Raw genomic sequence first — 24,111 nt, 5'->3', positions numbered from 1 at the left:
ACGTCGTAGAGCACCAGGGAGACGTCCCCGCTGGTGCGGGCGTGCTGGAAGCACCAGGTCGCGATCCGGTCCCGGTACTTGCCCGCAGCGGCCCGGCCGAGGGTGCGTTTCATCGTCGCGTAGCTGGCCGGGGACCGGCCCAGGTCCCGMAGGATCCTTCCGGTATCCAGCAGCGATGTCGGTTCGACGACCCGGGCGATCACCAGGTCCCGGAACACCTCGTCACCGAGCCCGTCGAATCCCARCGCCGTGAATACCCCGGCCAACGCGCCGAAAAGGATCCGCGAGTCCGTGCCCACCACGCGTCCCGGGCCGTCACGACCGGCCGGCGTCACCGTGTCAGGAATGTTGAACAGGGCAGGATCGCCGACAGGAGCGACCAGGCCCTTTACCGACGGCGCGGGATCGATACCCAGCTCGAGGACGCCCTGGGCMGGGTTYTCSAGCARYTCRCGGGCSCGCTSGAGCAGCACGCCGAGYTCRGCYTCCGTATGCGCCGAGCCGACGTGCTCCACGATCTGCTGACGACCCCGCGCATACTCAGCGATCTGCACTGCCGTCGCCCCCGAGGCCGTCCGAACCCTCCTGATGAACGCCACAACCGTGACACTAGAACAAAACCCCTTAGTGCGTGAAAAAGCACCAATCCACCGACATCACCGCAGGTCAGGGCGTCGACCCACCCCGAGACCACGACCCGTGAGCCAACTCAGGTTCTAATGACGCGGCCGTTGCGTCGGATTTCCACCCACACGTTGATCAGCAGATTCCATCCGACTTGCTTGCGGACCATTACTTGATGAGGTTTCATGCTTCTTCCCGGCTGCCAGAGCAGCGACGACGCGCGGTGAGCAGTCAACCGCTRCTGCTTCAAACTACTCAGTGGGCTGGGGATCCTTGACTCGATGTGCCACCTGCGGTTTCCCCCTTGATTTCTCACGTCCAAAGTTCCTGGCCGGCGCCCTTGAACCAGCAACGCACATGGGCCACGTCGTCGCGGATCTGTGCTGCCAGTTCATCGGTTCCACGGAATCGTCGCTGGGGGCGGATGTAATGGTGCAGAATCACCTGAACGGTGCGCCCGTACAGGTCCCCGTCGTACTCCAGAAGGTGGGCTTCCAGCAGCCGCGTTCCACTGCGGTAGTAGGTCGGGCGCCGACCTACAGAGATAGCGGCAGCGTAGGTTTCATCATCCCCGCCCTGAGCCAGGCGGACGGCGCCTGCCCAGACGCCGTCCAGGATTTCCCCGTCCGGCACCGAGATGTTGGCGGTGGGATAGCCGAGCTCTCGCCCCCGGGCGTCACCATGCCCAACCACCCCTTCAAGCCGGATGCAACCGTAGATTCGGGCGTCAGGCTGTATTCGACTGGTGCCGGAAGGTGCGCTGGCTTGGGTCATGGCTTTCATTGACTCACTCGCTGATCTAACAGGTTTGGGATCATGGCGCGGTCCCATGGTTGGGGTGTCGGGACGGCAACGGGGTAGTGACCGGTGGCGGCGAGCACGTTGTCGAGCCAGCCGACTCGATTAGCGAAGCGCTTGGCCTTATGTGGGGTGGTCCACCGATAGGAATCATGTTCCCAGTCGATTTTCAACCGCCGCCGGGAGGTGAGCGCAGTGAAAGTGTGGACAAGCCACGGGGTTCCCGAACCGTCAGGGATCACCAGGTCCGGCCCTTGCCGAAGATCGAGGAGGTCTTTGGCCTGCAAGCCCGTTTCTTCAAACAGCTCTTCCAGGGCCTGCTGTTCGGGTGTTGCCCCAGCTTCCACAAATCCCGTGATGCAGTGCCACCGGCCGCTGTCATGGCCCAGACTGCGGCTCCTTCTGAACATGGCAATCCTGCCGCGCCACTCGACGACGGCAGCGATGATAATACGGTCCGCCGGGATGGCAGGTGCGGCCTCAGAGGACAACCTGACGCCAAGGGATCGGTTGATCGTGCTCATTCTTCTCCTGACAACACCCCTCACTTCTTCCGGTGTGCACCATCCGGTGGTCACCGCTTCCTAGACCGCGGAGATCGAGCAGTCGAGCCACCGCGTTGCCCCATCCATGAAGACCGCCCCGTCGTCGCCACCTGGTAGAACCGAGCGGCGCGGTCCTTGCTGGCGATAGCCGCGCCACCAACATTTCTGAATACGATACCATAGCATGCGTTGGATGCGATACCAGGAAGCGATTTTCGACAATTTCTCTGAGTGCGGAAGGCGAAATTACGCGCGCCTTCCCCGGCGCGCTACCTCTTGACCATGCTCCAACCGCAGACGGAGCAGGCGATGGCGCAAAAGCTCGCGGTGGACAACCGTTCGGTCACCCTGGACTTCACCGCGCCACGCTGTGGAGCAACGCGCGGAAGACCCAGTGGAAGCTTGAGCGGCCCGAGCCACGAGGTGTGAATACGATGCCATATATGCTTGACTATGTCACCCATGTTTGATCGAATTGCGTTATGCGAACAGATGAGACAATCGCTGCGGGCTTCACCACGCAGGTGGCCAACGAGGTTGCCGCAATCAGCTACGCAGACCTGCCAACGCACGCTTTGACGAGAGCGCGCCATGTATTACTCGACTGGTTCGGAGCAGTAATAGCAGGCTCCGCCGAACCAGCCGGGCGCATAGCGCAAGCGACTGCGTCTGAAACCGACTCGCGCCCGGTCGCGAGCATTATTGGAACGAACCTGCGCAGTTCACCACGCGAGGCGGCGATGGCCAATGCGATCGCTGCACATGCGCTGGACTTTGATGACTCGAGCCTTTGGACTGACGGCCACCCATCAGCGGCGGTGGTCTCGGCAGCGGTCGCACTGGGCGAGACACTGCAATCATCAACCGGACAGGTCGTGGCAGCAATCGTCGCGGGCTTGCAAGGACAGGCCCGCATCGCTCTTGCAACCGGCCCATCCGCCTACGAACGCGGCTTTCACGGCACGGGGATCTACGGCACGTTTGGCGCTGCGGGCGCCTGCTCTCATCTCCTCGATCTCGGTGTTCATGGTTTTGAGCAGGCCTATACTCTCGGGGCCACTCAAGCAGCCGGCCTTAGGCGCACCTTTGGGACAATGGGGAAACATCTGAATGCGGCGAAAGCGGCATCAAACGGCATGCTCGCTGCGCAGCTGGCGGCGAAGGGATTCACCGCGCCAACGGACGGAATTGAGGGACGTCAAGGGTTCATCTGGACCCACAGCACCACCTTCGACCCGTCTCGCCCACAGCAGATCATGGGAAATCGTTTGGCCATCGAGTCAATCCTCTTCAAGCGGCACGCCAGCTGTCATGGCACTCACTCGTCCATCGATGGGGTTGCCAAGCTGCGCGCACAACATGAGTTTGCCGAGGCCGATATTGCCGGGGTTCGGTTGTTCGTACCGGAGAAGGTGACTGACATCTGCTGCATCAGCGACCCTGTATCGGGATTAGAGGGAAAGTTCAGTGTGCGGCATGCCGCCAGTGTTGCACTCGCAGGTCTGGACACCGGTCCGGCTGGATTTTCAGACGAAAGCGTGCACGACGCCCGATTGGTCGCCCTGCGCGAGCTAGTCACTGTGTGCCCGGAGGCTGACAGGCCGATGACCGCTCCCACCCGCGTCCAGATCACCCTTCTGAACGGGGATGTCCTAGAGGCCGAAGTTGATGTTTTTGAGCCCACACCCAGTGCAGGACTGCCTGCTGAGTGGAAGGCCCTGGAGAGCAAATTCATTTCGCTCTCAAGTTCAGTAATTGGCATGCCAGCGGCACGGGATCTGGTGGATCGCATTGAACGCCTCGATCCAGACTGCACGATCGGTCAATTGTTCAACCTTTCGTAGAGAGGTCGAGTTTTGGACCGGGTCTTCACGGATAAGGTCTCGGGTCGGGGCGCAACCAGGCCGCGCAACTCTCGGAGCTGTGCGGTTCGCCAGGGATGGGACACCGTGGTGGTGCAAAGCAGGGACTGGCTTGCACGCAAGGGGTGCGTGTGGACTTCGATAAGGAAAGTCTGGTCTTCGCGGGCGAGGACTCCCCCACGGGAATCTCATGCTCTCGGTCGTGCCTGCCTTCGCGGAGTTCGAACACTCCCCCATCAGGAGGCGGCAGCAGAAAGGCATCGCCCTGGCTAAGCGGCGCGGCGCCTACAAAGGTCGGACGAAGCCCTTGACGCCGGCGCGGCGGCCGAGCGGATCCAGCGCGCTGGCAACCGTGTTCCGAACGCTTTTACTCTTGATTACGGGACCAGCACGGAGACGGTTTGCCAGTACCTCCGACACACCGACCTGGAGTGAACCGCTCCCCTGCCGGCGCCGTCGTTATGCCGCAGCCGATGTGGCCTTGACGGACGGTGAGTTACCAGCTGCGGGAAATCATCGGGCGAGTGCTCCCAATAGGGTGCTTCCCAGAACCACCCAGCACGGCAATCCGTAACTCCTCCATTATTGCGATAAGTGATTGTAAATATATATGCATGTTTGGCGCTGAGCTATCAGCGCGTGTACCCTCAGACCCGCTATTAGGAGGCCTAGCTGGAACCACCAATCGCGCATGAACGGAGCAACTTCCCCACCCGGGCCTCATCGGGCAGACACCCTTCCGGTGGATCACCCCACGAGGTCCCTTCCTTGACCGTTCGCCAATTGTGCGCAGTGCTCGTGGAGTATGGGATAGATCCCGCTCCTTCGCTCCGCGCTGCCAACCTGTCCCTTGATGTTCTCGGGGTTCCGGACCGCAAAATTAGCTGGGACCAGGAGTTGGTGTTCCAGGAACACTTCGCCTCGCGAACATCTGAACAGCCCGAGATATGGCTGGAGGCCGCCAGACGGTATACGTATCATACTTTTGGAGAATTCGGGTTGGCTATGATCACCGCACCGACCCTGCGGCATTTCCGCGATTTAGGTACCACGCTGGGTTACGGAGTCGGGCGTTACGTCGCGTTTGACATCGGTACGCTCTGGACCGGAGTTGAATTCAGGCTGCCGCAGCATATTGATCGAGCAAGCGACTTCTTTCGCTTCGTCATAGTCCGCGAGACTTTCACCGGAAAGATGCTTTTCGATGACATCTGGGAGGGGCCGCTCCCCTTCGAGCGTGTGGAGGTGCCCATTGATCCGCTGCCAGTCGCCCTCACGGAGGCTGTGAGGACGCCCCTAGTATCATGCCGCGGATCTGCTCTTCGCTGGGTGTGGGCGACGAGTCTGCTTGACACGCCGCTGCCACGTTCCAATGCGATGGTCCATCAAGAGTACGTCACGCGCCTTGAGCGTTCCCGGCTGAGCTGGGCAGAGCCGGTACAGCTCCATGACAAAGTATCGGTGCTACTCGGGAGGCCCGGCAACGTCGGTCTCAACCTCGCCCAGATCTCCACAAAGTTGGCAATCCCCGCGCGGACGCTGCAGCGCCATCTCAAAGAGAAGGATATAAGCTTCCGCGCTCTTCGTGATGACGTGCGAATACGTAAAGCTTGCGAGCTTCTCTCCTCCACTGATCTAACGATTTCCGAAATCGCAAGACAGATGGGCTATTGCGAGGTCGCGAGCTTTAGCAATGCCTTCCGCCGCTGGACCGGCCACAGTCCTAGCGAGTTCCGGTCAGGCGCCGCAGGCAGTGAAACTGACTTGTGAGTCAAACCAGCGTGAGGACATTTGACAGGGACACAGGAGCAGGCTCGATTGCTCTGTTGCCTCTGTGCGATGAATCCACAAACGTATTGGCGTAATTGAACAACATAAACGGCATCATTGCGATAACACTGCCTGGGCACCGTTCTGTACAGTCCTTAATTACCAGATCGGAATCACGAGCCGGAGGTGTGCTTCGACTCTAGCTGAGTCGAGTATTTCGAATAAGTGGCGAGTCAGTCGACCGTGGAATCTGGAACTCAACCGTTTCTTTGTGTTGTCGGGAAGCGCTCTTACCTTGGCCGCGCTGAATTTCCTTCCCCATATGGGCAAAGGACCCGACATTGTGACATTGGCACTGACTTTCACCTCCGGCGCTGCCACCATCTTGCAGTCGATTTATCTCACCGAACTCTTCCCCGCCCCCATGCCTGCCCCCGAGATGGTTGGCGACGGCGATCAGCAGGATGGGCGCGGCGGCTGGCACCTTCCTCATATCTAGTTCAATCGCCTGGGAGCGACCATGGTCATGCGGCACTGGTTGCCTCCGCTGGATTGGTCATCTCCACCGCCCGGGCATCTGACATTCCGTGCACCCCTAGAAAACGAAACCGCAGGCGTGTCTTGCTCATCTCCGCTGCGCCCAGCGCCGTGCGCCCATGACGAGTCAGCGGGAGCGATGATCAGCTTCCCCCGACTTCGCCCGGCCCGCGGAACGCCACGAAGCTTTCACCACTGAAACAGATTGGAAAGAACTTTCTATGACAGCAAAACAGATGATTCTCGGTATGGAGTTGGGCAATTTGTCCGGCACCCAACCTGACTCATGGCGTGCACCAGGAGTCGACGCGACCGAGTACTTGGACTATGACACACGAATCGGGTATGCACAGTCAGCAGAGCGAGGCAAGCTTCAGTTCCTCTTCTTCCCCAACGGCCCCTATCACCAAGTAGAAGATTTCGAGCATTACGGGCCTGACATGACACCTGACGTCATGATCCACATGGCCATTCTTGCGCGGGCGACCGAACGTATCGGGTTCGTGGCAAGCGCATCAACGACATATAACCACCCGTATTCTCTGGCCCAGCAGCTGAAGACCCTCGACTTCATCAGTCATGGGCGCACGGCCTGGAACACTGTGGCATCCGGTTACCCCGAGGGAGCGTCCCATCGAGGACGAGGCATTTTGGTGCACACGCTTGGTGCACGAGGTCTTTGGCGCATGTCGCTGATATCGTGATCGTGTCCAACCCCTGAGCGCCTATCCGCAGGTGCCGATCGCTGAACTTCGCGGCGACGGCTCTTCGTGGTTGATGGTGAAACAGGTTCCGTATCTTGAAACGTCGAATTGGTCATTCCCCGCGTCGCCGCCCAGATCAAGGAACTCAAACACCAGCGAGCCATCGTGGCCGAAGAAGTCGAAAAACTCCTCGATGACTTCCCTCTTTCCCAGGTCTTGATGTCCGTGCCGCGAGTCGGCATCAAAACCGCAGCGGCGATACGCCTGACCATCGGTCATGCCGGCACCTTCACATCTCCCGGGCACCTAGCCGCTACGCAGGCATCGCCCCTGTCACACGGCGCTCCGGCACCTCGATACGCGGTGAATTCCACGCACGATCAGAGAACAAACAACTCAAGAACGCCCTCTTCAGATCCGCATGGATCGCCAGCTGCCACCACCCCGCGTCGAAGGCCTAATACCAAAAGAAACGGGCACAGGGGAAGAAGCACAACGCCGCCATCATCTGCCCGGCCCGCCGGTGCTGCGACGTCATCTACTCAATGCTCAAAAACTGACCTTCTACCAAGAAAAACCCGCCCTAGCCGCTTGACCAAAAGCATAGGGACACCCCCCTCAGCGGGCAGGCTCCTTGAAGCATCGCCCTCGCTCGATGGGCTTCAGCGTCGTTACCTCAGTTTGGATAAACCATCAGACTTGTTGTCCGGTACGGCTTGATTACGGCGGCAGTTCCTCCGGGATTTCCGCATCACGCGGTGCCGCCGCGGGAACACGCACTCACTGACGTCCAGCAAGACTTAGGGCCAACTCCTCGTGGGAGGTGTAGTACTCGTATCGCATGTGTCTGGGTTGGAATAATCATCGGTCGTCGACCCAGCAATACTCGTCGTCGTGACGGTACGCAGCGACCCTGTGACGTCTCGGCGAAGACCCGCGCCGCGGTAATGAAGTCCCCAAGAATCGGGATTCGTGCCCAACACCTCCGCCATCGCAATGCGTACCCAAAGTTCGCGATCGATCCTTCTCGTCGTGGCGACACCGGTACCCCTCTGCGCGCTAGAAGTTATGCGAGAGGTGCACGAGCACGTGGCCCGTCACCGTTTTCGGCTGAGTGTGTGTCTGGGCCAAACGCTGATGCCGCGCCCCGGATGCGCTGCAGGCGCTGCACGAGCGGCCGGTCGACGGCTTGATTTACACCACAGCTGTCGACTACATGCGCGAGCTTGAAGCTGATATCAATGCGGGCGTGCCGATCGTGCTCAAGGGACGCACAATCCGGCGCATTGCGACGGATGCAGTGGCGGGAGCGAACGTGCAAGTCGGTCGCCGAGTAGCGGAATATCTGATGCAGCACGGTCGACGTCGCATCACATGGGTCGTAGACCGCGCATTCAACCGCGGGCGGGAACGAGCAGGGGTTTAGACAACGCCACGCAAGCGTGGGTCTCCAATAGACGAAAATCGCGTCATTATGGAGACCTCTCCTACGCTTCAGGTGAAGAGGCGTTCGAGCACTTGTGAGAAAGCAAGAGCAAAGCCGACGCGATCTTCTGCGTCAACGATCTCGTTGCCTACGCGTGGTCGACGCAGCTCCAAGAAGAAAATTCCGTGTTCCCCAGGATTTTTGGATAGTTGGCTACAACGATCCGATCTCAGGTGGGCTTCCTACGGCCAACTGCGGTGTATCAACCGGGCATAGCAACCGCCGAACTCAGCCTCGAGCTCTTACTTCAGCGAATCGCCGGTACACCAGCGCCTTCGCCCGAACGTCGACGAGTCGAGGGGAAGCTCATCGTTCGAGGCTCCACGGCCCAAGCGCGCGCGGGGCCGCAATAGAAGGTGAGGCGCATCGAGCTCCACGCGCTTGGAAGCGACCAACCCGCCTTTGCCTCTGAGCCGAGCTGCCAGGCTACCCCACCCAGTCGCTAGACAGTCGTGGCGCGCCGGGACCGGCTGGAGTGTACGCGTTAGCGAGTGACTGGCCTGACTGCCGAACCTGCGGTATTCCGATTCCCCGCACGGCTAGATCCTCGAGTACCTCATCCGGGGTGCTCCGATAAGGACTGACGACTGCTTCCGACTTCGCCATTCCCACGCTGCGTTGTAGGTCGACCAACGATTCTGCCATCTTAATCATTGCAGGCAACGGCGTTATTACCGGCACCCCGGTACCTGCCACCTCGTTGTACCCAGCTTTGGACAAAGCTGTTCCATAGGGCATGCAACCGCAAATCACGACATCTGCACCATCGCGTACGCACTGCAAAGCTTTCGCCTCGAACACCTCGATCAACCGCTCTGGTCGGCCTTTGTACGCTTCGATAAGGAGTGGTCCCAAGGGAGCCGTGAGCGGACGCACTGGCCTACTAATTGCGCGATTTTCCCAGCCGAGAAGTCGCAGGTTTTGCTCCACCGCGTTGTGACCATAAACGGGTCCCTGAGCAAATATGTCTTCAGTAGCTAATGTCACGACGCCGAACCTGGCGCCTAGGAGTTGTGCCACTAACATCGCTGATTCCGCTGGCCCAACGACCGGTATCTTAACCGCCTGACGCGCCTCTTGCAGGTAGAACTCGCCGTAGCAGACGCCCGGAAACGCGGCGTCAAAGCCATCCTGCTCGGCCTGCTTGACTCGTTCCAAGATCTCAACGGTCATCAGCGCCCTGTTGTAGCGCATGTACCCAGGAAAGTGTTTCCCGACTGCCTCAGTCGGGAAATCCATCACAATCTTCGTCGTTGGCCGCGCGATGCTGTGTGCAAATTCCAGCATGTTGTCCAAGATGAGCTCTTTATCCTCGCCCGAGCTCCCACCGCCGGTCTGCTCGAAGGTCGAGTCGTACTGCCAGAGGATTTTTGTTTCCATGTATCGAATCTCCAATTGGGAACTAGTCGGCGGCTATCTGACTTGAGATTAGAATACGAAACCAAACGTGTCTAGCCCCGGATTAGAATCGATACCAATCTTGCCGCATCTGTGCGAGGATGTCCGCCACAAGCTTCCCCGCGAAGCATAGGAATCGCCCCCTTCAAGGTCATTGGGTATCGCAGGTTGCTGCACGTTGACGGTTCGATCACGGCGGACGGCTCAGTGTTGTTCGAGCTGGACGAGGACCAGACGCAGGGCCGAAAATCACCGTCCTAGCGAAGTGCAAGGTCGAAGGCGTGGCCATCACACAAATGAACTCCTAAGCGATTTCATCAACAGAAGTGCTCGTGGGTCGACATCGTGATGTGGGTGAACGAGCCCTCCGATCAGCACCCGGAGCCCGCCCTTCGCTCTGCCACGAAGCTTCGCGCCCTTCACTCGGATCTCCTCCGCGTGATCACTTCGGGTGCTGTCGGTCCCGGCGATGACTTCTCGAAGCCACCACGCAATCTGTTCCCCAGCACGCTCGTGAAGGTCCCCTACGGTGAGTAACCCTGCCGCTACTCCCACCTGAATGGGGTTGCCGTAGGAGGCCATCATACGAGTGACCGTGGTCGTCGGCGTGATTCCGTGCTCCATTACCGAGACCATAATGGCCTCGAGAACATGGGCCTGCCCTTTGGTCGGCCAGCGACCGTCGAGATAAGGTAGGCAATCTCACCGAACTGCGCTGGCCGATGATACTCGTCAACGGGTTACCGCGGATGAGGATGTCGTCGTCCGGCACCTCGGCAATATCGGTTGTCCAGTCATCGGTTGTCGATGCCATCGGCGCCTACCTCTATAGAAATCACGGTTTAGACTACCGTTGACTCGGAGATGAGTTCCGGAACAGACGGCTTGCGGTAGGTCTTGCCGTGCTTGGCTAGTTCTGCCTCGAAGGCGGGAATCGTGTCAGTGCGGAAGAGCTGAAGGTCGCTAACGTAGTCGAACAGGTTCAGGCAGATCCCATCGATCTTGTTCGTCGCTGCCCAGTTCGCCAACTGTGTTCCGGCATCCTCAGCGCTGGCGATGATCGCGTCGCCGAGGAGGAATTCATGCACGTCTTCGCGGGTTCTCATGCGCTCTTCGGCGTCCTCGGCAGACGCGGCGCCGCTGGACACGAGCATGTTTCGCAGCGTCCCACGGTCGGCCTGGTCGATGATCTGCTTTGCGCGCTCCTCCGCATCGGCCGTCGTCTTACCGACGATCACGGCCTTCGCGCCGATGAAGCCGCAGTCACTGCCGACCTCCGCCCGGATCTCGCGGAACTTCTCCGCATTATCCCCATAGCTGAAGATATAGTCTGCACGCTCGGCTGAGAAACGCATCCCGGTGTAGGACTGGCCGGCATTCACGATCAAGGGTGAGACTTGCATCGGTCGCGGACGCCCAGAGGCCTTATTGATCTTGAAGTACTCGCCATCCAGCGTTGCCTCGCCGTCACGCCACAGCGCCTCGACAACGTCCAACCACTCCCGGGTGTAGGCGTAACGGTGCTTGCGATCCAGCAGCTCCACCCCCATCGAAGCGAACTCCTGCACACCCCACCCACTGACCACGTTGACACCCCAACGGCCGCGTCCGATATGGTCCAGCCCGACGCCGAGCTTGGCAGCCACCACCGGATTGAGCAGGTTGGTGTGCATCGTGGTCAGTAGGGTGATCTTCGTTGTTGCCGCCAACAGTGCAGCCGACAAGGTGATCGCGTCGAGGCTCGCTCCCCGCCACACGATCTCGTCACCAGGCAGCCCCGCCCAACGCGACGGAGGCAACGCGAAGCTCATGCCCATCTCCTCCGCCGCCAACACTGTCGCCAGGTTCTGCTGGTACGTCCACTCCGTCGCATTCGGGGCCAAGGTGGGCCACTCGCTGAACGACTGATTCGGCAGGAAGATCCCCAGCATCACCGAACCCTCATCGGCCGGTAATGCCCGCTCGAAACAATGTTCAAGATCGGAGCGGGTAGCCGGATCTGCGCTGTCAGGGTAGTACCGCATTAGATACCTCTCTTTGCTTGGGGGGAAGCGCCGACGCTCTCACGCGAATCAGGCAACACGTTCAGGATCATGTCTTCGCGGAACCTCTCCTCGCGGCGCCACGCATCGATTTGTTTGCGGAAGCCGAGCGTGCCGCCCGGGTATCCCGCCGCGATCGCCGGAACAATATTGCCGGTCACATTGCCCTCGTTGTTGTAATAGCTAGGCGTGCACTCCTGCACGGATTTCGCGATGGGCGCACCACTCAGACGCAACTCCGCCATGTGGGCATCCCACGCTAGCTCCGCCTCGCGCTTGACTTCCATCGACGTAACGCCCGAATCAACCAACGTCGTAATCAGCTCCACCACATGGCTGGCCTGAATCGTCATCCGGAATGGAATGTTGAACGTCGGAGCTGACTGGCGACTGTTACCAACCATGAACATATTCGGGAAGCCGTGGGTATATAGACCGTGGAGCGAGTAGTACTCGTCATGACCCAATTTCTCATCCATCGTGATCCCGCCTCGCCCGATCACATTGTAGCGACCCGACTGCGACGGCGAGGTGGCGAACGATTCGAAACCGGTGGCGTAGACGATGCAGTCCACCTCGTAGGCGACACCATCGAAGTGGATGGCGTTCTCCGAGATGCGGTCGGGCCCGCGGCCGTCGGTGTCTACCAGGGTCACGTTGGGCTGGTTGAACGCCTGCAGGTACTCGTCACTGAAACAAGGGCGCTTACAGAACCGTCCGTAGTACGGCATGAGGCCAGCGGCGGTCTGGGGATCTTTTACGATCTCCGCGATGCGGTGTCGGATGCGCTCCATCTGCGCGAAGTCGATCGCGTCCATCGCCTCGGTAACCTCTTCCGGGGCCATGGACGAAGCATCCGGGCGGCCCCAGACCTCTTTCCACTGGTCATCGATGAGGGCGCGGTCGGGGCTCTTGCCCTCCAGCACCAGGTCAAAGTTCATCTGGCGGTCCTCCTGCCACCCATTCGGCAAACTCGACCACCACTCCGGGTCGGTCGGACGATTCCCCCGCGCATCAAGAATCGACGGGGTCCGCTGGATCAACACCATTTCCTTAGCATCCGCCGCAACCCGAGGCACCACCTGAATGGCAGTGGCCCCGGTGCCAATCACCGCGACCCGCTTATCAGCCAGCCCCGTCATACCCCCGAGATTGCTGCCGCCCGTGTACTCATAATCCCAACGACTGGTATGGAACGAATGCCCCTTGAAAGTCTCAATCCCCGGAATACCCGGCAGCTTAGGACGGCTAAACATCACCCCGGATGCCAGCACCACAAACCGCGCACTGATCTTATCGCCACGGTCGGTGCTTACATTCCAGAGTTCCCATTCCTCATCCCATCGCATTTCAGTCATCCGGGTCTGGAAGAGAGCATCCTTATACAGGTCAAAGTGATGCCCCATCTTGCGGGCATAGCCGAATATCTCGTCCGTACGGGCGTACCGCTCCGTGGGCATGTAATCGAGGTCTTCGAGAAGCGGGAGGTAGATGGACGACTCGATGTCGCAGCGCGCACCCGGATAGCGGTTCCAGTACCACACGCCACCGAAGTCGCCGGCGTCCTCGATGATCGCCAGTTCCATGTCCCCGGCCTTGCGCAGCATCGCACCAGTGGTCAACCCACCGAACCCGCCACCCAAGATCAGGACATCGACCCGACGCCGCACCGCTTCGCGCTCCACGCGAGGGGTGAACGGGTCGCGCAGATACTCAGATTCCGTATCGAGCTTCACGTACTGCCCGGTGCCTTCGGCACGAAGCCGCTTGTCCCGCTCCTGCCGATATCTCTGGCGAAGCGCGTTCCGCTCTTCCTCAGGCACGACGCCCTCATTTTCCGAATTCATTCAGAACCTCCGCTCCCTGTCGACTTTCCGTAGGGCGAACCCGACACCAACATCACGGCATCGGACACGAACTTCAACGTTCGCACCGCCACTACTGTGGAATCTTATTCATAGACTAATGGTATCGTATCCAAAACGCAATGAAGCATGCATCAGAAGCACTTCATCAGCACAAGACTGCATCGTGAGTGATACCTCCCACCGCTGTAGTGCTATTGCTCGCCGACGAAAGGACGCGCGTTAGATAAGATGTCCGGTATGGCGTCCGAAGCTACTCAAGAGCGAAGGCGCTCGTCATCCGCGGAGCGTGCCTTTCGTCTGGCTCGAAAAAGCTTCATCGCCGGCGAGCGCATCGACATGCGGCACCTGGCTACTCAGCTGGAGGTCGACCGTACGACATTGTTCCGCTGGGTCGGCAACCGTGATCAGCTTCTGACGGACATTCTCACCTCGCTCGCGTCGGCTACCTTTCGTGACATTCAACAGGCTGTGGATGAGGTGGGGGCGGAACGTATTATCCGGGCTGCCGAGTTGTACGCTGAGATTCTTATCTCCTCGGAGTATTACCGCACGTTTCTTAACCGGGACCCGGAACGCGCTCTCCGGCTTATCAGCACAAAAGTGAGCCCTCTCCAGCGACAGATAGTGACTTTCTTCGAGCAGATTCTGGATGAAGAAGAAACCGCGGATCGGTTCAAGCACTCACTTCCGACGCCCGACCTCGCCTATTTGATCGTGCGAGTGATGGAATCGTTTCTGTACGCAGATCTCATTATCGGAGAGCAGCCGGATGTGGGAAAGGTCCGCTCAGCTGTCTCGGCCGTGCTGGGCAGCCTTCAAGATTGATCCCTCGCACTTCAAGTGTTGCTCGCTCGGCGCATGGCTTGTGGGCAGAGGTTCCCCAGGCGCATCGACTGATAGCCGTATCCGAGCGGGACTGATGCGAGCGTTTATGCTTTGTGCTTCCGGTCACAATCACAGTCAGGCTTATGGGGGTCGTGCAATAATTGCCGTGCAACATATTTCAATTAGTTGCAAGTGAACCTCTAACCCCCTTCGGCTCCCGCCGAACAGAAAGAAGGCGCAGCATGAGGCAAGCAGTAATCGTCAGCACAGCGCGCACACCGATCGGCAAGGCTTATCGAGGCGCGTTCAACGACACATCAGCACAGGAGCTGGCTGGACATGCAATCCGGGAAGCCGTAGCCCGCGCAGAGATCGACGGTGCTGAGGTCGAAGATGTCGTCCTCGGATCCGCCATGCAAGAGGGCACAACCTCGATGAATATCGGAAGGCAAGCAGCAGTCCGCGCTGGGCTCCCTGTGACGGTCGCCGGGATGAGCATCGATCGCCAGTGTGCCTCTGGACTCATGGCAATCGCCACAGCAGCGAAGCAGATCGTTGTAGACGGCATGCACATCGCCGTCGGCGGCGGCGTCGAGTCGATTTCACTCGTGCAGAACGACAAGCAGAACTTCTACCGCGCACGCGATGGGTGGTTGAACGAGAACGTACCCGGCATCTACCTGCCGATGCTTCACACCGCCGAAATCGTCGCAGAACGCTATGGCGTCAGCCGGGAGGCCCAGGATGCCTTCGCGCTGATGTCACAGGAGCGCACAGCAGCAGCTCAGGCATCCGGTCGATTCGATGATGAGATCGTCCCCTTCACCACAACGAAAGTGGTATCGGACAAAGACACCGGCACTCAACAACGCGTCTCAGTGCTGCTCGAAAAGGATGAGGGAAACCGTCCCGGCACGACCGTGGAAGCCCTTTCCAACCTAACTCCCGTGCTCCCAAATGGAACAGCATCGGCCGTTTCAACCGTAACCGCCGGAAACTCCAGTCAGCTTTCTGACGGCGCATCTGCTGCCGTGCTGATGGAGGCATCCGAGGCCGAGCGTCGTGGAATCACGCCACTGGGACTATACAAGGGAATGGCAGTCGCCGGATGCAGTCCCGAAGAGATGGGTATAGGGCCCGTTCCCGCGGTACGAAAGCTCTTGGAACGCCACTCCCTTAAGATCGACGATATCGGCCTTTGGGAGCTGAACGAGGCTTTCGCATCACAAGCCCTGTACTGCCGCGAAGAGCTTGGCATTGATCCTGACCTCCTCAACGTCAACGGAGGTGCGATCTCCTTCGGTCACCCCTACGGCATGTCAGGTGCGCGGATGGTCGGGCATGCACTCCTGGAGGGAAGGCGCCGTGGAGCGCGGCTAGTTGTCATCACAATGTGTGTCGGCGGCGGCATGGGAGCAGCGGGACTATTCGAGGTTATGTCGTGACGGTCGTAGGACGTCGAAACTTTACGAACATCGATGAGATTAGCCGAGCCGTGGGTGAACATCTCGGCTTCTCACCCTGGACAACCATTACACAGCAGCGCATCGATGTTTTCGCCGAGGCGACCGGCGATCATCAATGGATCCACGTCGATCCAGTCCGCGCAGCATCCGGTCCCTATGGATCTACAATCGCGCACGGGTATCTGACGCTGTCGCTCGTTTCCATGTTCATTGAACAGGTCGTTGATATCAGCGAATCGATAACCCGGATCAACTACGGTGCAGAGCGAATCCGCTTTCCCGCACCCGTCCCGGTTGGTTCTCGTCTACGCGGAGGCGTCGAAATCGTCGCCCTAGACCCGACGACTCATGGTCACCGCCTTCGGGCGCGAGTCACGGTAGAGATTGAAGGACAAGCCAAGCCAGCCTGCGTCACGGAAAAGGTGATCCTCCTGCTTCTTTGACTTCGCGGGCAGGGTCAGGGGGACTCGGCATAATTACGACCAACGCGCCACATCAGTGTTCCGCCCTAAAGCCGCAAGCGCGCGATAGATACCCCTCTGCGTAAACCTTTTGCGCAAGGAGCATCCTTCGCACGTCCGCATGCTCAACGATCGGAGCCGGCGGGCTCGACGAATCGCTTATCCAGCCGGACGCGCGCGCTTCGTGCTTACTCGAGCGCTGTAGGCAAGCGTGTAGCCAAGGGCCGCCACCCCCGCTCTAACGCCCACCGGGCTTCATTCATCAAGTGGAACATATATACCAGCCTCCGCCCGCTTCGCCTACGAGAACGATCGCGCCCGGCATTCCATCCGGCTTCCAGGCATCGTCACGCAAAGGGTGAGCAATGTGGTTGTCGTGCCGCGGTATCCCATCTCGTGGTTGAGGTCCACGAGCACGACGTCGTTGCGTTCGCCGAGCTTGCCCACACACCGAGTTCGGACCCCATGGTCACCCGTTTCAGGCAACTCACGCAGTTGCGCAATATCAAACCATGACGCAACATTTATGAAAATGATGCAACCCTATCCGTGAGGAGATTAGCGTGACCCTTTCGTTTGACTTCCGAGGCAAGACCGCCGTCGTTACTGGGGCCGCCCGCGGCATCGGGTACGAAATCGCTCGACTCTTCACTGACGGCGGTGCAACCGTGTACATTGCCGACTTCGATCCCGAGGAGACGGCAAATGCGGCAGAGCGTCTGGGGGCGCGCTCGCTCATAGTCGACGTGGCTTCCCCCTCCGTCGGCAAGGTCATCGATGAGGTCATCGAGGAGGCTGGCTCGCTGGACATCTTGGTCAACAACGCAGGCATTCTTCGGGACGGGGTGCTGTGGAAGATGACCGACGACGACTGGCAGAGCGTGCTGGACGTCCACCTCACCGGCACTTTCCGACTCACACGCGCGGCCGTCACGCCAATGCGCGCGCAGGGCTTCGGCCGGATAATTAACGTCACATCCTATTCGGGCATGCACGGCAACTTCGGCCAGGCCAACTACGCCGCTGCGAAGGCAGGGATCATCGGATTCACCAAGACCGCGGCGAAGGAACTCGCTGGCTTCGGGATCACTGTCAACGCCATTTCACCCAATGCCCAGACCAGAATGATCTCGTCCATCCCCGAAGCGAGGCTTGCGGAACTTACCGAGATGATCCCAATCCGACGGTTCGCGGACCCGCGCGAGATCGCCACTGGAGTCGGCTTCCTCGCTTCGGACGAGGCCGCTTACATTACCGGAGTCGTGCTGCCCATCGACGGTGGAGTATCCATGTAGTCTGCACATCCTGACCTGGAGCGTGACATTTTAGTGATATCCGGTGTTCGGGACCTGCAGATCCTTTTCAAGGCGCCGGTGTGCCCCGGTTGGGGCACCGGCCACGGCCTTCTAGGCCTTGGCGGTTGGCTTGTATGCATAGCGAACGTAATATTTCCGGCCTTTTTGTCATCAATACGCCGAGCGTTGCCCCAAGAACGGAACGCTCTACGAACACAAAAACCCACGCTGCTTGACCCAAAGCATAGGGACACCCCTCGCATACCGGTCTGATGCCCCTGATCGTCATCAGACCGATACTGCTCGCTCACTCGATGCTCCGCTACGCGGTATGGCGCCAAGTTGTGCTGACTTTGTCGCTGAACGCACCCCGAGCGTCCTCGGTCGTTCCTGTCCCAGTACTTCTCGGACCGGGTACCTCGCTGTCCGCTGTCCGTGTATGGGCCCTGGATCGTGAACGCAACACAGTTGATCCCTTCCCTGAATCAAGTTCAGTTTGCCGACCTACAGCCCCTACTCGCCCAATGATTACATGTGGATCCACGGATGTGGGGTTATCCAGGTGGCGGGGTCGTTCCGCCCGCTTGGCTTCATCCTGCTCGGGTTCCGTTGCGTCAGCCAGCGGTTAATGTTGAACGCCCGGGGTCTGGGCCGTGGATTTTCCCAGCGCCCATGATCCCTCGTTTGTGGTCAGTCCCAGGTGAGGAGTCGTCGCAGGTTCAGTCCCGCGATCCGCATGCAGCCAGGCGTTATCCCTGCTGATGCCGCCGGTGGGGAACGCGGCGGTTGCCGCGGGTGAACCAGGCGATGGACCGCCCGACCAGGGGCGGTGTGTGCGGTAGTCATTTTGGAAGGCCGGGTCCGCGGCGCGGTGGCGGTGTTCGCGCTGGAGCGCGTCATGTTCGTGAAGATCCACCTAGCGTCCCCGAGCCGGGGTGGTGCACCGGGCCCGGAGAGAACAGCCGCTGCAGGATATGCCGAACGTGACAGTGCGTTTAGGGAAGATGGTCGTAGCATTACCCGTAGCCGTAGGCCGAGTCCGCAAGGACCTCCACGCGGGCGCCGACGAACGTGGGATCAATGCCGATCAGCCAGGCACCGCCGGCTCCGTTACTGTCCTCCGTCCGAAGGACTAAGTCAGTCCCGGTGATCAGTCCGACGTCGGGCTCGATAACGATGTCGGCTTTGAATCCGTCCTGCTGTCGGGACTAGGCTTTATGCGTGTTCCGGGTGTTGGTCAACGCGTCGGTGACCAGCCCGTCCCAGGGATCAGGGTCGGCTCAGGCGATGTCTGGTTTGCCGGGGCGCGTGTAGTCATACCCCGCCGCGGGGGCTTACCAGGCACTGGGCCCCCGGGGATGTCACGGCCGAAGCGGCGCATCCCGGTGATCAGCTGCGTGATCGTGTCCTGCCTCGCGACCGCGTAATCCAACACTGTTGAATCCAATGCCCGTCGGCGTTTGGCCTTCAGGACACCGGTTTCCGCACAGACCTCGGCGAAGGCCTCCATGATGCGGTGCTGGTTTCCCGATCAGAGAGACCCCGCAATACCTGCAACACCAGCCCAGAACAATGACCGGCGCCGGAACCGACGGCCGGCCCCGCCACTACGGGAACAAGTTCTCCATCATCGAATCCGGAAGCAAGCGCCCCCGATGCGTGGCCAGAAAAGCGGAGACACTGCCCGGAGCCAAGAACTCCCCGGCCAGCGCCTATACATCCAAATACCCACGTTGCGCGTCTTCGCGTCCCTGCATAAGACAAGCCTCAATCGCCTGGCCCAGCAGTCCATCCGACGCGCCCAACCCACGACCAATTCAGCAGTCTCCTAGGTGACACGATCAGACCCGAAGGTGACGCGTTGCTAACGGATCGCAAGTGCGTTGGCCGTGGAGCCAGCCCCGCCGGGTGCGTAAAGCGGAGCGCTCACCAGCATGCACGTAGCTCGGCCGTCGTCATGGCTTCGTGAGGCCAACTCCTCAAGCCACCAAAGCTCGCCGATTGCCATGCCGAAGTGACCGAGCAGGGCTCGGTGAAGTATGCCGAACGGTGACTCCGGGCTCGAGTTCCCCATCGGGAAAACCTCAACGCAAGGTGTGTCGCTCACGACTGCACTGCAGTGAATATTCCAGAGATATCGCGCCATCTCTTCCGTGTGTTCGAGTCCTGCCGCCACCATATTCGCACGATCCGAGACACGCTGACGCTCGTCCGGCTCCAACCTTGCGTACCACGCGGCAAACCCGGTACGTAATAGAATTATGTCCCCGGGAATGAACTCCACTCCAGCTCGTTGCCGGGCTCTCTCAAGATCGGCGACGGAGAATGCGTGCGGGGTTGCGGGATCGTATGGTTCCCCGTTGAACTCGGCGTCCCTTTGGAGGTCAAGAAGTACACCTCGCCCAACGATTCCTCGCCGAGCCCAACTCGCGATCGAGTTACGTCCGTTCAGGACTTCATCGAGGGTTGCTCCGTTGTAATACACGCCCGGGTACGCTGCCACATGGCTGAGTGCGTCCCATTGGCTGCCGGACTGCGGGTTTAGCGCCGAGTACGATTCGTCAATGCTGCCATTCTCCGTGACCACGACATCCCTCGTGTAACGGGGCCGCCCATACAAGGGCGGGTCAAAAAAATCGAGCGGCGCATCGAGCCGGATGACTTCACCGCTGACAATCGATTGGGCGGCCTGAAGTGTTGTAGCCGGACCGTGCAGGTTCAGGAGCCCGTCCTCGTCGGACGGCCCGAATATCCCCCACGATGCTCCGATACCGAAGTCGGTCTTTGGTAGCTCGTCATAGTCCGGAAGGTCCGGCCTTTCGCTGCTCATGTCGTAACTCATTCCTTTATTGGCTCCCGTTCTTAACTTCTCTAGTGGTGACATGAGCGAAAGAGCATCAAATTTTGAAGTCGTTTTCCCAATTTAAAGTCCCGATCGTTCTCGTGGACGACGGCGACATTGTCTAAGCCCCGGCCTCGCCACGATCCCGGTCGTTGAATGTCCAGCTCGATGCCAACTGATCTTTTGCGATCATGTTTCGATGAAGCTCCGACGCCCCGCCGGCGATCCGGTAACTGCGGGCAAGTCCATAGAGCCAAGGCAGACCACTTTGCTCGTCGAATCCCGTTGCCCCGCACACCTGGATTGCCTCATCACAAACGAAAGAAGCCGCCTCACTAGCGGCAAGCTTGGCCATGCTCGACTCGATGCGCGAAGGGTTGCCGTCAACGGCATTGGCGGCGGCTTTCATCATGAGCAGCCGCGCTGACTCAATTCGCATTTCCATGTCGGCGAATTTCCACCGTAGTCCCTGTTGGTCCCACAACGGCCCGCCGAATTGGTGGCGACTTGCGACATACTCTTGCGCACGAGTCCGTGCACACTCGGCAATTCCGAGACTCTTGGCAACGGCACCAAGACGCTCCATGTTGTAAGTCAGGATGAGGTCCTTGAACCCGTTTTCCAAAGGCAGAATGTTCTCCGCGGGGACCCGACAGTTTTCGAATCGCAGTTCCGCCCAGGTGGAGCCAGACATAAAGGTTCTGGTGGGTCCAGTTACCAGACCAGGCGACCCCTTCTCAACAATGACTGCCCCAATGTCGCTCAGCTTCGGACCAAATCGGACATAGACTAGAAACACGTCGGCCGCATTGGCGCCGGCGGAGAAAACCTTGACTCCGTTAAGGAGGACCTCGGAGCCGTCGATTCGGCCGCTCGTCTTCAAGCCAGTCAGTTCGGAGCCGGCGTCAGGTTCGGTGAGTGCAATCGAGAGGCGTAGTTCCCCACTCAACATTCGGGGGATGTACTTCTCCTGCTGGGCCGCACTTCCGTGCTTAGTGATGATACTCAGGGGACCCACGTCGAACACATTCATGGCCGCAGCTGTAGTCGGGCACACGCTCCCGATCGCATCGAGCACCAACAGTGCGTCAAGCTCAGAGCGTCCGCCGCCGCCGACCGCTTTTGGTGCGCAAAGCCCAAGCAGCCCAGCGTCTCGCAGAGCGTCGATGTTCTCGGCTGGGTACTCTTGAGTGCGGTGCCATTGCATAGCTTTCGCTTTAAACTTGTCGAGCGCCAAAGTGCGACTGGCGGCGATAAGGTCTTCTTGGTCCTCGCTCAGGCCGAACATTCCTATATTTCCCTTTCTAAAAGCATAAAATTGTCGCGCCTACTGACGATGGCGTGACGGGTAGCTGCCCATCGACGATGCGTCGCCTCTCACTGTGAAGTGTGGCCGCCGTTGATGACAAGGTCTGCACCCGTCATGAAACGTGACTCATCGGAGGGGAGGTAGAGCACGCCGTACGCAATATCGATTGGCTCTGCGCAAACCCGGCTGGGATCCTAGCCAGCGTGCCTTCGATCACTTCCTTCGAGTAATTATCGAGGATGGGCGTGCACGAGCCCGGAGTACAGCGTGTTGGCCCAATCGCCATCATTTGCCAAATTTAGGGCGATTTCCCTGGAAACTCCACCTAGTGCCGCCTTCGACGAAGCATAGACACCGGCATCTATCTCATCAACCCTACTTAGATCGGCGACGCAGACGACGGCATCTTGCCCAACATTCGAATTGTGCCGCCCTCGCGCGCGTTTGCATCCGAGTCGATAATCATGACCGTGGCTTCGGCCTGGGCGAAACGCAAAGCGCTCACCCGGACCCAGCGCCCCGCCACGATGGCAACCAGTCATCCAAACGGAACCTGGCGGCAAAAGACCTGCTCAGCGAATCAGTCATGATTACTGTTCCCGTGAACAGGCCGAGAGCTACGTTGCCAGTCGTCCAGCAACGCGGGCGCGATCTGGACGGCGTGTTGCGGACCTACCAAAAGGTGGCTCATCGCGACCCGGGCGTTTGCATTAAGGCGAGCGAAAATTCCGTCCTTCGCAACGACGTCTGACCCCGCCCACAACGATGCTGTTGCAATGATGTCGTCAAGCGACCGGTAGAGGTGAAGTGCTGCTTGCTCGATCAGCGCGGTGTGCAGTTCAGTCATACGGTGCTCCGCCGACGCCTCCCAGAGGTTCTTGTAGGAGTCCAGAATGAATGCGCGGGACGCTTGGTACAGCGAAGCAACCCGAACGAAGTCGGCTTGAAAGAGCGGATACTCGTCCAGCGACGGCACAACTCCGCGACGCCGTCCTCGAGCGGACTTCGCCATTTCCTCGATCGCTCTTTTCGCTAGGCCGAGCCCCGTGCCGACGTGGTGCAGGGTCGTGACCGATGTAAACCCCTGAGTGAAAGCTGGGTCGTTAGGAAATTCCGTGCCGTCGTGGATTGCCATCCACTTTTCCTCGATTACGTGTTCCTTCACTAGATAGGACCCTGAGCCTGATCCGGCGAGACCAGAGGGGTCCCAATCGTGCTTCCACTCGACGTGCTTAGGGTCCACCCAAATATGGACGACATTGGGCTCCCCATCCTCGCCGATGAGCATCTCGTCGTTCTCATTGAGCAGGGCTACCCGGCTGACCACTCGCGTCGCGTGCTGCGAGCCGGATCCGAAAAACCTCTTCGGCGCTTTGACGAGGTAGCCACCTTCCACCGGCTTTGCAGTGCCGAAGGGTCCTTGCGGAGCACCCGAGCCGCAGGCGACGCCGTCTGCGTTAGGGCCGATCAGCTCTCGCAATGCTTCAGCCGGCAGAAGCATTCCAATGAACAGGGTGCCTGTCTGATGGTTGCCGTAGACCCAACCAGCAGAGGCGTCCTGGCGCGAGATCTCCTCCGCGATCTGAATGTAGGTAACGGCGTCCACGCCCGCGCCTCCGAGGTGTTTTGGCAGCATTACGCCATACAGGCCGGCGTCCTTCCACGCCTGTACGACCTTTGAGGTGATGACCTTGTCCTGGTCTGCTTGCGGCACCTCGGACTCTACGAGCGGCGCCAGCGATCGTGCTACGTCAACCCACCGCTGGGCTTCTTCTGACGTGTGAGTAGTGTCACAGATCGGGGTGTCAATTACTGACTCCATAATGTTGACCTCCGTTGGGCGAAATTTTCGAGTCGTGATCGGATGCAAGGGTATTCGGTTGCTGTCGCGGCCGGCTTAGGCATACGGTAACGGGAGTCTCGAGGAGTCCTCAAGCCGAATGACAGCCCAATTAATGCCAGTGGTCTAAATTGGAGCGCCGCCGGCAATGCAATCATGACGCGGCATCCGACGCTTGATACCGCACAGCGAGCTCGCCCCATTCACGGTAGCGGATCGTCTCTTGGACGGTCTTAGCCGTGTCCGAATAGTCCGCGTCGACCATGCCCGTCTGCTTGAGTTCAGTCAGGGTCTTGATAGCTGCCTCGTATATTGCATAAGAGACAGGAACCGGGTCAAGCAGAATCTTCACACCGCTCTTTTCAGCGAGTTTGCGCTCTTCACGCGTAGCGCTGCCGAAGCGGATGGGCACCATCATCACCGGCACTCCGGAAGATGC

At 59.5% G+C, this 24,111-nt stretch carries 19 protein-coding genes and 3 pseudogenes; 10 read left to right on the top strand and 12 right to left on the bottom strand.

Annotated features, from left to right (window positions below):
* The 3 genes and pseudogenes from AB4074_RS22370 to AB4074_RS22360 form a co-directional block, all read right to left on the bottom strand.
* A pseudogene (locus tag AB4074_RS22370) lies at window positions 1-599 on the bottom strand (IS1634 family transposase); the annotation flags it as partial.
* Between the two features lie 337 nt (window positions 600-936).
* Entirely contained in the window at window positions 937-1,398 is a 462-nt protein-coding gene (locus AB4074_RS22365; protein WP_441415351.1) for a riboflavin kinase, read from the bottom strand.
* A 5-nt stretch (window positions 1,399-1,403) separates the two neighbouring features.
* Window positions 1,404-1,946: an NUDIX domain-containing protein gene (locus tag AB4074_RS22360; RefSeq protein WP_441415350.1), complete on the bottom strand. Its 543-nt coding sequence runs from the start codon at window positions 1,944-1,946 to the stop codon at window positions 1,404-1,406.
* A gap of 503 nt (window positions 1,947-2,449) precedes the next feature.
* Between AB4074_RS22360 and AB4074_RS22355 the strand changes: the two genes are divergently transcribed.
* The 6 genes and pseudogenes from AB4074_RS22355 to AB4074_RS22330 all read left to right on the top strand — a co-directional run bounded on the left by AB4074_RS22355 (window position 2,450) and on the right by AB4074_RS22330 (window position 8,266).
* Window positions 2,450-3,811: an MmgE/PrpD family protein gene (locus AB4074_RS22355; protein ID WP_441415349.1), complete on the top strand. Its 1,362-nt coding sequence runs from the start codon at window positions 2,450-2,452 to the stop codon at window positions 3,809-3,811.
* A gap of 786 nt (window positions 3,812-4,597) precedes the next feature.
* Window positions 4,598-5,599, top strand: coding sequence for a helix-turn-helix domain-containing protein (locus AB4074_RS22350; RefSeq protein ID WP_441415348.1), 1,002 nt, complete (start codon window positions 4,598-4,600; stop codon window positions 5,597-5,599).
* A 343-nt stretch (window positions 5,600-5,942) separates the two neighbouring features.
* The gene (locus AB4074_RS22345; RefSeq protein ID WP_441415347.1) at window positions 5,943-6,098 is read left to right on the top strand and encodes a hypothetical protein; all 156 of its coding nucleotides are present in this window, start codon (window positions 5,943-5,945) and stop codon (window positions 6,096-6,098) included.
* Between the two features lie 259 nt (window positions 6,099-6,357).
* Window positions 6,358-6,840 (top strand): LLM class flavin-dependent oxidoreductase, encoded by a 483-nt coding sequence (locus tag AB4074_RS22340; RefSeq protein ID WP_441415346.1) that lies wholly within the window; start codon window positions 6,358-6,360, stop codon window positions 6,838-6,840.
* A gap of 102 nt (window positions 6,841-6,942) precedes the next feature.
* Window positions 6,943-7,435 (top strand): annotated as a pseudogene (locus AB4074_RS22335) (transposase); the annotation flags it as partial.
* 561 nt (window positions 7,436-7,996) lie between these two features.
* Window positions 7,997-8,266, top strand: a complete 270-nt coding sequence (locus tag AB4074_RS22330) for a hypothetical protein (protein ID WP_441415352.1) — start codon at window positions 7,997-7,999, stop codon at window positions 8,264-8,266.
* A 486-nt stretch (window positions 8,267-8,752) separates the two neighbouring features.
* Here AB4074_RS22330 and AB4074_RS22325 read toward each other — a convergent pair whose 3' ends face one another.
* From AB4074_RS22325 to AB4074_RS22310, 4 genes and pseudogenes are all read right to left on the bottom strand, one after another.
* Window positions 8,753-9,706, bottom strand: a complete 954-nt coding sequence (locus AB4074_RS22325) for an aspartate/glutamate racemase family protein (RefSeq protein ID WP_441415345.1) — start codon at window positions 9,704-9,706, stop codon at window positions 8,753-8,755.
* A 306-nt stretch (window positions 9,707-10,012) separates the two neighbouring features.
* Window positions 10,013-10,402 (bottom strand): annotated as a pseudogene (locus AB4074_RS22320) (citrate/2-methylcitrate synthase); the annotation flags it as partial.
* A 164-nt stretch (window positions 10,403-10,566) separates the two neighbouring features.
* On the bottom strand, window positions 10,567-11,748 hold the full coding sequence (locus AB4074_RS22315) for an LLM class flavin-dependent oxidoreductase (protein ID WP_441415344.1): 1,182 nt from the start codon (window positions 11,746-11,748) through the stop codon (window positions 10,567-10,569).
* Window positions 11,748-13,613 (bottom strand): flavin-containing monooxygenase, encoded by a 1,866-nt coding sequence (locus AB4074_RS22310; protein ID WP_441415343.1) that lies wholly within the window; start codon window positions 13,611-13,613, stop codon window positions 11,748-11,750. The genes AB4074_RS22315 and AB4074_RS22310 overlap by 1 nt, the downstream gene beginning before the upstream one ends.
* Before the next feature lie 258 nt (window positions 13,614-13,871).
* Here AB4074_RS22310 and AB4074_RS22305 point away from each other — a divergent pair, with 258 nt between their 5' ends.
* The 3 genes from AB4074_RS22305 to AB4074_RS22295 all read left to right on the top strand — a co-directional run bounded on the left by AB4074_RS22305 (window position 13,872) and on the right by AB4074_RS22295 (window position 16,368).
* On the top strand, window positions 13,872-14,459 hold the full coding sequence (locus tag AB4074_RS22305; protein WP_441415342.1) for a QsdR family transcriptional regulator: 588 nt from the start codon (window positions 13,872-13,874) through the stop codon (window positions 14,457-14,459).
* Window positions 14,460-14,701: 242 nt separating this feature from the next.
* Complete coding sequence (locus tag AB4074_RS22300) at window positions 14,702-15,904, top strand: acetyl-CoA C-acyltransferase (protein ID WP_441415341.1); 1,203 nt, start codon at window positions 14,702-14,704, stop codon at window positions 15,902-15,904.
* A gap of 50 nt (window positions 15,905-15,954) precedes the next feature.
* Entirely contained in the window at window positions 15,955-16,368 is a 414-nt protein-coding gene (locus AB4074_RS22295; protein WP_441415340.1) for a MaoC family dehydratase, read from the top strand.
* A gap of 318 nt (window positions 16,369-16,686) precedes the next feature.
* On the opposite strand, the gene AB4074_RS22290 is transcribed toward AB4074_RS22295, so the two are convergent.
* Complete coding sequence (locus AB4074_RS22290) at window positions 16,687-16,833, bottom strand: hypothetical protein (protein WP_441415339.1); 147 nt, start codon at window positions 16,831-16,833, stop codon at window positions 16,687-16,689.
* Between the two features lie 116 nt (window positions 16,834-16,949).
* Between AB4074_RS22290 and AB4074_RS22285 the strand changes: the two genes are divergently transcribed.
* Window positions 16,950-17,681 (top strand): SDR family oxidoreductase, encoded by a 732-nt coding sequence (locus AB4074_RS22285; RefSeq protein WP_441415338.1) that lies wholly within the window; start codon window positions 16,950-16,952, stop codon window positions 17,679-17,681.
* A gap of 1,864 nt (window positions 17,682-19,545) precedes the next feature.
* Here the strand turns inward: AB4074_RS22285 and AB4074_RS22280 are convergent.
* The 4 genes from AB4074_RS22280 to AB4074_RS22265 all read right to left on the bottom strand — a co-directional run.
* On the bottom strand, window positions 19,546-20,511 hold the full coding sequence (locus AB4074_RS22280; protein WP_441415337.1) for a cyclase family protein: 966 nt from the start codon (window positions 20,509-20,511) through the stop codon (window positions 19,546-19,548).
* 133 nt (window positions 20,512-20,644) lie between these two features.
* The gene (locus AB4074_RS22275; RefSeq protein ID WP_441415336.1) at window positions 20,645-21,811 is read right to left on the bottom strand and encodes an acyl-CoA dehydrogenase family protein; all 1,167 of its coding nucleotides are present in this window, start codon (window positions 21,809-21,811) and stop codon (window positions 20,645-20,647) included.
* Between the two features lie 601 nt (window positions 21,812-22,412).
* Window positions 22,413-23,702 (bottom strand): acyl-CoA dehydrogenase family protein, encoded by a 1,290-nt coding sequence (locus tag AB4074_RS22270; RefSeq protein WP_441415335.1) that lies wholly within the window; start codon window positions 23,700-23,702, stop codon window positions 22,413-22,415.
* Window positions 23,703-23,826: 124 nt separating this feature from the next.
* The coding region (locus tag AB4074_RS22265; protein WP_441415334.1) for a hypothetical protein at window positions 23,827-24,111 on the bottom strand (285 nt) is incomplete at its 5' end.

Source organism: Arthrobacter sp. 2MCAF14 (genome assembly GCF_052115645.1).
In the GTDB taxonomy this organism is placed as follows: Bacteria; Actinomycetota; Actinomycetes; order Actinomycetales; family Micrococcaceae; genus Arthrobacter.
The sequence above is the reverse complement of the archived record's forward strand: the minus strand, read 5'-3'. Positions and strand labels throughout refer to the sequence as shown.